The following is a 12188-nucleotide window of genomic DNA, read 5'->3' on the forward strand; positions in this document are numbered from 1 at the left end:
GTGACTGCTCCCCAACCCCGTGGTGATCACCCGCGGCAGAAGCCGTCCGCCGAACGAGCGGCGCGGCGGCTCGGCACGCTCGCGCGCAAGTGGGGCTACCTGATCAGCACCACGGCGTACCTGCCGCACACGCCCGAGGAGATCGAGCGCGAGCTGGGCCTCCTCGTCACGACGCTGTTCGACGCCGTCGCCGCCGACCCGCCCGACCTCGGCGCGGCCGCGACCGCGGGCGGCCGGCTCGTCGAACTGCGCTGCGTCGGCACGGACAGCCTGCGCCGCAGCCTGGAGGTGCTCGGCAAGGCGCTGCTGCGCGAGCCGGAACTGCACCGCGTCGACGGGCTCGCCGAACGGGTGGTGCTGGTGCTCGGCGCGCTCAGCTCCGGCTACGGCGAGATGCAGCGCGAGGACATCCAGAAGCGCCAGGAAGGCTTGAGCCGCGCGTTGCTGAAGGTGGAGCAGGAGACGCGCCAGAAGCAGGTCATCACGCGCGCGCAGTTCGAGGAGGTGTTCGCCGGCTCGGCCAGCGGCGTCGCGCTCACCGAGCTGGACGGCCGCGTGCTGCGGGCCAACGCGTCACTCGCCAAGACGCTCAACCGCACGCCGGCCGAGATCGGCGCGCTGAGCCTGTTCGACCTGGTGCACCCGGAGGACGTCGAGCAGCTGCGGGACGCCTACCGCGAGCTGGTGGCGGGCAAGCTGCACCGGCTGCGCACCGGGCGGCGGCTGGTCGGCAAGGACGGCGAACCGATGTGGGCCACGTTCGCCGCGTCGGTGATCCGGGACGCCCTCGGCAAGCCGAGGCAGCTACTGACGATCGTCGACGACGACACCGAGGTCTCGCTGCTGCAGCGGCGGCTGTCCCACCAGGCCCTGCACGACGTCCTCACCGGGCTGCCGAACCGCCAGTTCTTCAGCACCCGCCTGGAAACCCTGCTGCGCGACGCCGACCCGGCGCGCGGCGTCACGCTGTTCCACCTCGACCTCGACGGCTTCTCCCGGATCAACGGCGGCCTCGGCCAGGAGCTCGGCGACCGCGTGCTGCGCGGGGTCGCGGCGAAGCTCAAGACGATCTTCGACGGCGAGGAGGCGCTCGTCGCCCGGCTCGGCGGCGACGAATTCGGCGTGCTGGTGCAGAACGGGGCGGAGACGCCGGGCGTGCTGACGCTGGTCCGCCGCATCACCCACGACCTCGCGGAGCCGGAGTACGTCGACGGGCAGCGCGGGGTCGCGGTGGCGGCCGCGATCGGCGTCGTCCACCGGCCGCCGCGCGACGTGACGCCGGTGGAGCTGCTGCACGCGTCGGACCTGACGCTGCGCCGCGTGCAGCGCACGGGCAGCCAGTGGGGCCTGTTCGACCGCGAACTGGACCGGCGCGACCGCCACGACTTCGGCCTGGCCGCGGGGATGGCGGGCGCCTGGGAGAACGGCGAGATCGAGGTCTGCTACCGCACGCTGGTGTCCGCGGCCGACGGCTCCGCCCGCGGCGTCGAGGCCCGGCTGCGGTGGAACCACCCGGCCGAAGGGGTGCTGGCGCACGACACGTGCGTGCGCCTGGCGGCGGCGACCGGGCTGGCCCTCCCGCTGGGCACGTGGCTCCTGCGCACGGCGGCCGAGCGGCTGCTCGAATCCGGGAGCGAGCTCCCGCTCACCGTCGAGCTGACGCCGCAGCAAGCGGCCGACCCGGAACTGGTCGGCGAGATCCGCGGCGTCCTGGAGTCGACCGGCCTGGCCCCGGCCGCCATCCGCCCCGGCTTCCCGGCGGCGGCGCTGCTGTCGGATTCCGGCGACGCGGCCGACAACCTCAAGGTACTGGCCGAGATCGGCGTCCGGGCGGAGCTGCACGAGCTCGGCGACGCGACTTGCCTGACGGAGTTCCCGGCCCGGACGGTCCGCCTCGCGTCGAGCTTGGTGGAGCGCCGCACCCACCCGCTGGTCGAGCCGTCGCTGACGGCCCTGATCGCCGCGGCCCACCAGACCGGCGCGGAGGTCGCGGTCGCCGGCGTGGAGACCGCGGACCAGGCGCAGTGGTGGCGAGACCGCGGCGTGGACCGCTTGTCCGGCCCGGCGTTCACCGAGCCGACCGGCCTCTGACGTTTCTGCGGCTCATCGACCGCGGTCCGGGCTCGAGCCGCGGTCGCTAGATTCGCACCAGCACCTCGTCCAGGGGCTTGCGCTGCAGGTCCGGGACCACGCAGTCGTCGGCCGGGTAGCCGACCGGGATCACCGCGAACGCCTTCTCGTTGCGGGGGCGGCCGAGCAGCTCGCCGAGGAAGCGCATCGGGGACGGTGTGTGCGTCAGCGCCGCCAGGCCGGCCACCTGCAGCGCCGTCAGCAGCATGCCGACCGCGATGCCCACCGACTCGTCGACGTAGTAGTGCTTGCGGACGCCGCCGTCGTCGTCGAGGGCGAAGCGTTGCTGGAACACGACGATCAGGTACGGCGCGTCGGTCAGGTGCGGCTTCACCGCGTCCGTGCCGAGCGGCCGCAGCGCGTCGAGCCACGCCTCGCCGAGGCGGCCGTCGTAGGAGATCCGCTCCTCCTCTTCGGCGGCTTCGCGGAGGCGGCGGCGGACGTCGGGGTCGGTGACGAGGACGAACGTCCACGGCTGCTGGTGCGCCCCGCTCGGCGCCGTGGACGCCACCGCGATCGCGTCCAGCACCGCGCGCTCGGGGACCGGGTCGGCGGAGAACATCCGGACCGAGCGCCGGGCCTCCATCCGCTGCCGCAGCGCGGCGGCCTGGGCGAGGGCTTCGTCGTCGGGCAACCGGGCGGGCTGGTAAGGGACCGGGTGGTAGCTCATGCCCGGATTGTGGCGGGCGACACGCTCGCCGCAGCAGGGCCAAACGTACGATCCGCGGTGTGAAGCGTCCGTTCTACGGACAGTAAGGTCTGCCTTTGCTGGATTTTTACGCCGGACAGCCCAGGGCAACTAGGCTGTTCGGTCCTGTCGCGCGAAGTGATCTCCTCATTACCCTCCAGTAGCAGGCAGTGGTGCCGGTCACAGTCGTTCCGGGAGGCTCTATGGCGTCGCGCGTCCGAGGACCCGGCTCCGAAGACCGGCGCGAACTGCGGATCCGGCACCTCTCCGGCTGCCTTCCGTGCACGCTCAAATGCGCGTACTGCGGGCTGCCGGTGCGGCTCACCGGACCGGGCGACCACCCCGGCTACGGCGTGGTCGAAGAAGTGATCGATCCGGCCGAAAGCAGGCCGGCCCGCGAACGGCACGCAACCGGGGCCACGGACCGGTTCGGCCGTGACTGTGGCTGGATCGGTCACGAAAGGCACAGCAGCGGCGACCTCGTGCTGCTGCACCGCTTCTGCCGCGGCGCGCTCGGCCGCTGCCGGACGCGGGGGTGCGTGCTGCGGCGCGCCCACCTCGGCCGCGCGACCGAGCAGTACGAAACCGGACGGCGGCGGCCCGGGCGCTACCAGCGCCTCGGCGTCCGCCGGTCGGCCGACCTCGACTTGTACCGGAAACACTGGCGGGTCGCGAAGATGCGGTACGCGTGCAAGGCGTGCCGGTACTACACCGGCTCGCACTGAGCCGGTCCTTCCATCACGACGCGGAGGACTCGTGCTCGTTCGTCTCATCCTCGGTCTGCTCATGACCGTCGTCGGCCTCGCCGTCGCCGGCAAGCGAGTGGCTTTCCTGTACCAGCTGATCAAGGCGGGCCAGCCCGACGCGAAGCGGTCGAACGAACTGGGCGCCCGCCTCCTCGCGCAGGTGCGCGAGGTGTTCGGCCAGCGCAAGCTGCTCAAGTGGTCGGTGCCCGGCGCCGCGCACTTCTTCACCTTCTGGGGCTTCGTGATCCTGGCCTCGGTGTACCTGGAGGCCTACGGCGCCCTGTTCGACGAGCGGTTCGCGATCCCGTGGATCGGCCACTGGGCGGTGCTGGGCTTCCTCCAGGACTTCATCGCCGTCGCCGTGGCCGTCTCGCTGGGCGTGTTCACGATCATCCGGATCAAGAACGCCCCCGCGCGCAAGGACCGCGCGTCGCGCTTCTACGGCTCGCACACCAGCGGCGCCTGGCTGATCCTGATCATGATCTTCAACGTCGTCTGGACGATGTTCTTCTTCCGCGGCGCCTCTTCGGCGTCCGGGAACTTCCCCTACGACAACGGCGCGTACGTCTCCCTCGGCGTCGGGAACCTGCTTGAGCCGCTCGGGCACTCGACGACCGAAGTGCTCGAGACCGTCGGCCTGCTGCTGCACATCGGCGTCATGCTCGTGTTCCTGTCGATCGTGCTCTACTCCAAGCACCTGCACATCTTCGTCGCGCCGATCAACGTCTCGGCGAAGCGGCTGCCGGACGCGCTCGGCCCGCTGCTGCCGATGGAGTCCGGCGGCGTCGCGATCGACTTCGAGGACCCGGGCGAGGACGACACGTTCGGCCGCGGCAAGATCGGCGACTTCACGTGGAAGGGCATGCTCGACTTCGCCACGTGCACCGAATGCGGCCGCTGCCAGTCGCAGTGCCCGGCGTGGAACACCGGGAAGCCGTTGTCGCCCAAGCTCGTCATCATGAACCTGCGCGACAACCTCTTCGAGGAGGCGCCCTACATCCTCGCCGGCACCGAGCACGAGGAGGCGCGCCCGCTGGTCGGCCCGGAGGCCGACGGTGGCGTCATCGACCCCGACGTCCTCTGGTCGTGCACCACCTGCGGCGCGTGCGTCGAGCAGTGCCCGGTGGACATCGAGCACGTCGACCACATCGTCGACATGCGCCGCTACCAGGTGATGATCGAATCGGCGTTCCCGACCGAGCTGGGCGGGCTGTTCAAGAACCTGGAGACCAAGGGCAACCCCTGGGGCCAGAACAACTCCGAGCGGCTCGCCTGGACGAAGGACCTCCCCTTCGACGTCCCGGTGTTCGACGGCGAGCTGGGGGAGGACGTCGAGTACGTCTTCTGGGTCGGCTGCGCGGGCGCGTTCGACGACCAGGCCCGCAAGACCGTCCGCGCGACGGCCGAGCTGCTGAACATCGCCGGCGTGAACTACGTCGTGCTCGGCAACGAGGAGTCCTGCACCGGCGACCCGGCGCGGCGCGCGGGCAACGAGTTCCTGTTCCAGATGATGGCCCAGCAGACGGCCGAGACGCTCAACGCCGTGTTCGAAGGCCGCGAACCGCGGCTGCGCAAGATCGTCACGACGTGCCCGCACTGCCTCAACACGCTCAGCCGCGAATACCCGCAGCTGTACGGGCACTACGAGGTCGTGCACCACACGCAGCTGCTCAACCGCCTCGTCCGCGGCGGGCAGCTGACGCCGGTGAAGGGCGTCGAGGACGGCCCGCGCGTCACCTACCACGACCCCTGCTACCTGGGCCGCCACAACAAGGTCTACACCCCGCCGCGCGACCTGGTCGGCGCGGCGGGCGCCCAGCTCACGGAGATGCCGCGGCACGCCGACCGCGCCCTCTGCTGCGGCGCGGGCGGCGCCCGCATGTGGATGGAGGAGCAGATCGGCAAGCGCATCAACCTCGAGCGCGTGGACGAAGCGATCGCGACCGACGCGGAAACCATCGTGACCGGCTGCCCGTTCTGCCGCGTGATGCTCACCGACGGCTTGGTCCAGCGCCAGAGCGAGCAGAAGGCGCAGAACGTCGACGTCCGCGACGTGGCCCAGCTCCTGCTGGAGCGGGTGAAGACCCCGGACAGCCCGGCACCGAAGGTCTGACCGGGTTCACCCGTTCGCCGGATGTCCCCTCACCCGCCGCACGGCTCTTCCTCGAAAGGCGGAGAGCCGTGCGGGAGGAGTGCCGATGGCCGAGGCGAGGATCGAAACGCTCGGCGGGTCCGGGGCGCGGCCGGCGGCGCGCCGGGGTTCGTGGCTGTTCGGGCGCGGCACCTGGGTCGCCGACGCCGGCTCGCGCAACGGCACCTGGGTGAACGGCCGGCGGCTGGCCCCGCGCCAGGACCACCCGCTGCGCACCGGGGACCGGCTCGAGTTCGGCCCGGTCGCCGCCGTCTACTCCGACGGGGAGGGCGGCGCGCGGCAGACGCGGACGTGGGAGCGGTCGTCCTCCGGCGGGGTTTCCGTCGGGGACGTCTCGGCCGGGACGAGCAACAACGCCGGGCGCGACGTCAACAACAGCTACGAGCACCGGCAGCACCACGACGACGGGTTCACCAAGCCCGAAGGCGAAGCGATCACTCTGCCGGCCACCGGGAAGGGCACCGGCTGTGTGCTGATGGTGCTGGGGCTGCTGACGATCCTGGCCGGGTTCGGCAGCTGGGTGTCGGTGATCTTCCGGTTCAACAAGGCGGGCTCCGACTCGGTCTCGTCCGGGTCGCCGCCGCTGCTCGGCCCGGAGGTCTTCGACGGCGTTCCGCTCGGCGCGGTCGGCTTCGCGCTGTTCGGGCTGGGTGGCGTCGTGGTGCTGATCGGGATGGTCGGCGCGCGAGCGGCGCCGCAACGGTCGCCAACGCGGTCCACGGCGACATCAAGACCGTCCACGGTGGACACCAGGAGATCCACCGCGGCCTCGACGCCCGCCAGGTCACCGAGCTGGTCCGCACGGTCCGCACCGGACTCGACGCGGCCCGTCTGCCACCGGCGGCGAAGGACGCCGTGCACGACGCCCTGGACGAGATCGACCGGGAGGTCGTGCACGGCGGGTCCGCGCGCTCCACGGTGACGCGCGCCCGTGACCTGCTCCGCGACGCCGGCGGCCTCGGCGTGCCGTTCTAGTCGTCCACAGTGGACGGAGTCGCGGTCTCCTCGCTGCCCAGGTCGCTCGGACGTCATGAACGAGTCGTTCATGACGTCCCGGGCCCCCGCGCGAGCCCGGCCCTTCCACGGTGCGCTCATCGCGGTAGGACGAACTAACCATTTCGTACATTTGCGGAGAATGTCGCGGCTTTGGGTCGTTTGCCAGTGAACGTGGAGCCGATCCTGCCGCACGTCGACGAACTCTCGCCGGAGCGCACGGCTGGTCGGCGACCTGCGGAAACGCTCCGGCGCGACCCGGGCAGGGACCGGCTACCTGACGGCCGTAGAGCGCGCCGACGGGCTCGTGCACGCCACCTCGACCGAGACGGCCGCTCGCCACTGCCGGCCGGGCTGCTCGTCATCGGCGCCGAGCCCGATCCGCGCGGATGCTGCGCCCCTCCGACGCGCTCGAAGGGGAGGCAGCCCGCGCCGCCTGAACCCGGCCGGCGCGGTCGCGCTGACCAGCACTGACCCCGCGCGGCCGCCTACCGCCCCGAAGCGCTGCTCGCCGCGGACCGCGCCCGCCGACATGCGGCGCCACCGGCGAAAACGCCGGCTTCGCCGCAACCACCGCTCCGGGAGTTCTTTCCCGGGGCGGCTTTCGTCGTGCCCCCGAACCGCCGGCTGCGAGATTCCGGCTCCCTCGCGGTGAAAAACGGCCCGGACACCTTCCTATCCGGACGACTTCCCCCACCGGAAGCGGCGACCGGGTGACCGGGTGACTACTCCGCGTCAGAGTGCCCGGTGGGTTTACAACGTTCCGGCAACCGCCTTGACAGGGCCTGTGGTACGTACCACTCTAACCCCAACATTGGTCTACACCATTTGGGGAGCCTGGCCGTGGCGGCCGGGTATCGAAAGGACGGCATCGAGTGAAACGCTGGCTCAAGCTGGCGGCGGGCGCCGCCGCACTCACGCTCGCCACCGCAGGGTGCGCGGGCTCCAGCGGATCGGACACCGCCGCGTCGTCGAGCGGTGCTCCCGCGCAGATCACCGGCGACGTCACGGTCTGGCTGATGACGGGCTCCGCGCCCGCCACGCTGACCGACGCGCTGAACAAGGAGTTCGAGGCCGCGCACCCCGGGGTCAAGGTCAAGTACGAAGTCCAGCAGTGGGACGGCATCCAGCAGAAGCTGACCACCGCCCTGGCCGGCGGCACCCCGCCGGACGTGATCGAGATCGGCAACACGCAGACCGCGGCCTTCGCCGCGCAGGAAGGCGTGCTGACCGACCTGTCCGGGGACAAGGACAGCTTCAACGGCGCGCAGTGGCTGAAGGGCCTCGCCGACTCGGGCACCTACGACGGCAAGACCTACGGCGTGCCGTTCTACGCGGCGAACCGCGAGGTCATCTACCGCAAGGACATGTTCGAGCAGGCCGGCATCACGAAGCCGCCGACGTCGAACGACGAGTGGGTCGACGCGATCACCAAGCTGAAGACGAAGTTCGGCTCGGACCCCGACTTCCAGGCGCTGTACATGCCGGGGCAGAACTGGTACTCGCTGCTGTCCTTCATCTGGGACAACGGAGGTGACATCGCGCAGGCCGACGGCAAGAACTTCAAGGCGACGCTGGACAGCGCCGGTGCGAAGGCGGGCCTCGAGTTCTACAAGAAGCTCGTCGACACCTCCGGCACCAAGGCGCCGAAGGACGCGGACGAGGCCAAGCCGCAGCAGGCCACCGTCTACGGTGCCGGCAAGGTGGCCATGATGATCGGCCTCCCGTGGGAGCTGGCGACGGCCGCGAAGACCGACGCGAGCCTGACCGCCAAGACGGGTGCCTTCGCGATCCCGAGCAAGACCGCCGGCCAGAGCGCCCCGGTCTTCCTGGGCGGCTCGAACCTGGCCATCCCGGCCAACAGCAAGAACGTGGCCGCGGCCAAGGAGTACATCAAGCTGCTCTCCAGCGCGAAGTACCAGGGCCAGCTCGCCGCCGCCGGCGTCGTGCCGGGCACGTCGACCGACCTCACGGGCCTGGACAAGGACCCGCTGGGCAGCGTGATGGCGAAGGCCTCCACGAACGGCAAGGCCGTGCCGGCCAGCCCGAAGTGGGGTGACGTGGAGTCCGGCCAGAACCCGGTCAAGGACATGCTGACCGCGTACCTGACCGGCAAGAAGACGCTCGACCAGGCGACCGCCGACGCCAACGCAGCGCTGAACAAGCTCATCGGCGGATGACAGCGACCGCGAATGTGACGATGCCGGCGGGGGCGACCCCGCCGGCATCGCCGCGCGACGCGGGGGTCAAGCGGCGCAAGCGGGGCCGGTTCGGCGACCGGGTCCTCCCGTACCTGCTGCTCCTCCCCGCCCTGGCGGCCATCCTGGTGCTGCTCGCCTGGCCGCTGGTCCAGGTGCTCGCGATCAGCTTCCGCAAGCTCGACATCGGCCAGCTCGTCTCCGGCAAGACGGTCTGGATCGGGTTCGACAACTACACGAACACGCTTTCGGACCCGGAGTTCTGGACGATCACCTTCCGGACCCTGGTCTTCACCGCCGCCATCGTGGCCGCCACCATCCTCGGCGGCCTGCTGCTGGCGGTGCTCATGCGCCACCTCGGCCCGGTCGTGCGGATCATGGTCCAGGTGACGCTGGTGCTGGCCTGGGCCACCCCGGTGATCGCGACGACCACCGTGTTCCAGTGGATCTTCGACCAGCAGTACGGCATCCTCAACAAGACCCTCGACCGGCTGGGCTTCCACGGCTTCATCGGCTTCTCGTGGTTCTCCAGCGGCCCCAGCACGCTCGCCGTGATCGGGCTGCTCATCGTGTGGCAGGCCGTGCCGTTCGTGACGTTCTCGCTGTACGCGGGCATCATCGGCGTCTCGCGCGAGCAGTACGAGGCCGCCGGCATCGACGGCGCCAGCGCGTGGCAGACGTTCCGCGCGGTCACCTGGCCCGCGATCCGGCCGATCACCACCATGGTGACCTTCCTGTCGGTGCTGTGGGACTTCAACGCCTTCGCCCAGATCTGGGCGATCCGCGAGGGCGGCCCGGACGGCGGGAGCACCACGCTGGCCGTCGTGCTGTACCTCAAGGGCATCGCGGGCAACCACTTCGGCGCGGCGGGCGCGATCGCGACCCTGATGCTGATCGTGCTCGCGCTCATCACGGGCCGGTACATCCAGCTGCTCACCCGGACCCGGGAAGGTGATCTGTCGTGAAGAAGTCGCTGTCGCAGCGGATCGTGCTCTCGGTGGTCGGCGTGCTGGTCGCACTGGCGATCGTGTTCCCGACGTACTGGATGTTCGTCACGTCGCTGCGCACGCCCGGCGAGATCCTCTCGCCGAAGTACGACCTCATCCCGACGTCGTTCTCGTTCGGCAACTTCGCCACCGCGCTCGGCAAGGACAACTTCCCGACGTACCTGCTGAACAGCCTGATCGTCACCGTCGGGTCGGTGCTGTGCGCGCTGATCGCCGGGACGCTCGCGGCGATCCCGCTCTCGCGGCTGCGCTTCACCGGCCGCAAGGGCTTCCTGGTGCTGGTCATGGTGGCGCAGCTGGCGCCGGTGTCGGCCCTGTTCATCCCGCTGTTCCTGCTGATGCGGGACGCCGGGCTGCTCAACACGCTGCCGTCGCTGCTGCTGATCTACTTCGCCACCACGCTGCCGTTCACGGTGTGGATGCTCTACGGCTTCGTCAACGGGATCCCGTACGAGCTGGAAGAGGCCGCGATGATCGACGGCTGCAGCCAGACCGGCGCCTTCCGCCGCGTCACGCTGCCGCTGCTCGGGCCGGGACTGGTCACCACGTCGGTGTTCAGCTTCATCACCGCGTGGAACGAGTACCTGTTCGCGCTGGTCTTCATCCAGGACAAGCCGAAGGAGACGCTGCCGGTGTGGCTGGCGTCGTTCCGCACGGCGTTCGCCACCGACTGGGGCGGGGTGATGGCCGCGTCGGTCATCTACGCCATCCCGGCGCTGATCTTCTTCCTGCTCGTGCAGCGCAAGCTCGTGTCCGGCGCGACCGCCGGTGCCGTGAAGGGGTAGCCGTTGTCCACACCGGAGAAGCTCGCCGAAGCCGTCCTCCTGCCCGGGTTCGCCGGGACGACCGCGCCGGACTGGCTCCGGCGCCGCGTCGCCGGCGGGCTGGGCGGGGTGGTCCTGTTCGGGCGCAACGTCGTCGATGACGAGCAGGTCGCCGCGCTCACCGCGCAGCTGCGGGGCGAGCGCGACGGCGTTGTGGTCGGCATCGACGAGGAGGGCGGCGACGTCACCCGCCTCGACGTGAACACCGGGTCGTTCGTGCCGGGGCCGCTGGCCCTCGGCGCGGCCGACGACCCGGAGCTGACCACGGCGGTCGCCGCCGCGCTCGGCGAACGGCTGGCCGCCTGCGGTGTCACGCTCGACCTGGCGCCGTGCGCGGACCTGACGCTGGCGGCCGAGGACCCGATCATCGGCGTCCGGGCGTTCGGGTCCGACCCGGCGAAGGCGTCGCCGCACGTCGCGGCGTACGTGACCGGGCTGCAGAAGTACGGCGTGGCGGCGTGCGCGAAGCACTTCCCGGGCCACGGCGCGGCGACCGAGGACTCGCACGTGGCCCTGCCGGTGCTGCCGCGGACCGTCGAAGAGCTGCGCGAGATCGAGCTGGTCCCGTTCGCCGCGGCGATCCGGGCCGGGGTGCGCTCGGTGATGTCGGGCCACCTGGTCGTGCGGGCCTGGGGCGACGAGCCGGCCACGCTCAACCGGACGGCGCTCACCGACGTCCTGCGCGGCGAGCTCGGCTTCACCGGCGCGGTCATCACCGACGCGCTGGAGATGGGCGCGGTTTCGGGCGCGTACGGCAAGCACGACGGCCTCGGCCGCTCGGCCGTGCGGGCGCTGGCCGCGGGCGCGGACGCGCTCTGCCTCGGCGGCGCGGCGTTCGAGGCCGAGCACCTGGACGCCTGCGTCGCGGCGATCGTGGCCGCGGTGGCGGCGGGGGAGCTGCCCCTGGAGCGGCTGTCCGAGGCGGCTTCGCGAACCGCGGCGCTGGGCACCGACCCGGCCCCGGCGACGGTCGGCCCGGTCGACCGGCGGCTGGGCCTGGAGGCGGCGCGCAAGGCGTTGCGCGTGCGGGGTGACGTGCGGCTGGACGGGCCGCCGCTGGTCGTCGACGTCCAGACCGAGCCGAGCATCGCGGCCGGCCCGATGCCGTGGGGACTCGGTGCGCACCTGGCCGAGCTGGTGCCGGGAACGCGGGTACTGACCGCGACCCCGGACGACGCCGACGCGGTTCTCGAAGCGGCGCGGGGGTTCCGCAGCGTCGTCGTGGTCACGCGGGAGGCGCACCGGCACCCGCGCGTGCGGGAGCTGCTGGCCGCGTTGTCCACTGTGGACTACATCCGCGTCGAGACCGGGGCACCGGGACCGGCCGACGACGGCGGCCCGCGGATCGACACGTTCAGCGGCTCCTACGTGAGCCTGCGGGCGGCGGCCGAGTACCTGGCCTGAGTTCGCGTCTAAGCCCCGCCGGACACCGTCCGGCGGGGCTTCGTCC

Annotated in this window: 9 protein-coding genes; 8 read left to right on the forward strand and 1 reads right to left on the reverse strand. The window is 71.3% G+C overall.

From position 1 onward, the window contains the following. A complete protein-coding gene (locus tag ACLJQM_RS19780; protein ID WP_410632296.1) occupies positions 1–2091 on the forward strand; it encodes an EAL domain-containing protein in 2091 nt (696 codons plus the stop codon). A gap of 46 nt (positions 2092–2137) precedes the next feature. Here ACLJQM_RS19780 and ACLJQM_RS19785 read toward each other — a convergent pair whose 3' ends face one another. Further along, positions 2138–2800, reverse strand: coding sequence for a nitroreductase family protein (locus ACLJQM_RS19785; RefSeq protein WP_410632297.1), 663 nt, complete (start codon positions 2798–2800; stop codon positions 2138–2140). A gap of 221 nt (positions 2801–3021) precedes the next feature. Between ACLJQM_RS19785 and ACLJQM_RS19790 the strand changes: the two genes are divergently transcribed. The 7 genes from ACLJQM_RS19790 (at position 3022) to ACLJQM_RS19820 (ending at position 12142) form a co-directional block, all read left to right on the forward strand. Continuing rightward, positions 3022–3543, forward strand: coding sequence for a hypothetical protein (locus ACLJQM_RS19790; RefSeq protein ID WP_360769435.1), 522 nt, complete (start codon positions 3022–3024; stop codon positions 3541–3543). 31 nt (positions 3544–3574) lie between these two features. After that, positions 3575–5677 (forward strand): (Fe-S)-binding protein, encoded by a 2103-nt coding sequence (locus ACLJQM_RS19795; RefSeq protein WP_247023724.1) that lies wholly within the window; start codon positions 3575–3577, stop codon positions 5675–5677. An 85-nt stretch (positions 5678–5762) separates the two neighbouring features. Continuing rightward, positions 5763–6638 carry an FHA domain-containing protein gene (locus ACLJQM_RS19800; protein ID WP_410632298.1) on the forward strand — a complete coding sequence of 292 codons (876 nt, stop codon included), beginning with the start codon at positions 5763–5765 and terminating at the stop codon, positions 6636–6638. 946 nt (positions 6639–7584) lie between these two features. Next, positions 7585–8889, forward strand: a complete 1305-nt coding sequence (locus tag ACLJQM_RS19805; protein WP_247023721.1) for a sugar ABC transporter substrate-binding protein — start codon at positions 7585–7587, stop codon at positions 8887–8889. Then, complete coding sequence (locus ACLJQM_RS19810) at positions 8886–9872, forward strand: carbohydrate ABC transporter permease (protein WP_360769425.1); 987 nt, start codon at positions 8886–8888, stop codon at positions 9870–9872. Before ACLJQM_RS19805 ends, ACLJQM_RS19810 begins: the two co-directional genes overlap by 4 nt. Further along, on the forward strand, positions 9869–10699 hold the full coding sequence (locus ACLJQM_RS19815) for a carbohydrate ABC transporter permease (RefSeq protein WP_247023720.1): 831 nt from the start codon (positions 9869–9871) through the stop codon (positions 10697–10699). Before ACLJQM_RS19810 ends, ACLJQM_RS19815 begins: the two co-directional genes overlap by 4 nt. Before the next feature lie 3 nt (positions 10700–10702). Beyond that, the gene (locus ACLJQM_RS19820; RefSeq protein ID WP_360769422.1) at positions 10703–12142 is read left to right on the forward strand and encodes a glycoside hydrolase family 3 protein; all 1440 of its coding nucleotides are present in this window, start codon (positions 10703–10705) and stop codon (positions 12140–12142) included. Positions 12143–12188: the final 46 nt, after the last annotated feature.

The sequence above is a fragment of the Amycolatopsis sp. cmx-4-83 genome, from assembly GCF_046548815.1.
GTDB lineage: Bacteria > Actinomycetota > Actinomycetes > Mycobacteriales > Pseudonocardiaceae > Amycolatopsis > Amycolatopsis pretoriensis_A.

What these genes read in the sequence shown, in the direction of transcription:
- ACLJQM_RS19800 (WP_410632298.1), top strand. Translation starts at nt 5,763, where the DNA reads ATGGCCGAGGCGAGGATCGAAACGCTCGGCGGGTCCGGGGCGCGGCCG.
- ACLJQM_RS19790 (WP_360769435.1), top strand. Translation starts at nt 3,022, where the DNA reads ATGGCGTCGCGCGTCCGAGGACCCGGCTCCGAAGACCGGCGCGAACTG.
- ACLJQM_RS19810 (WP_360769425.1), top strand. Translation starts at nt 8,886, where the DNA reads ATGACAGCGACCGCGAATGTGACGATGCCGGCGGGGGCGACCCCGCCG.
- ACLJQM_RS19785 (WP_410632297.1), bottom strand. Translation starts at nt 2,800, where the DNA reads ATGAGCTACCACCCGGTCCCTTACCAGCCCGCCCGGTTGCCCGACGAC.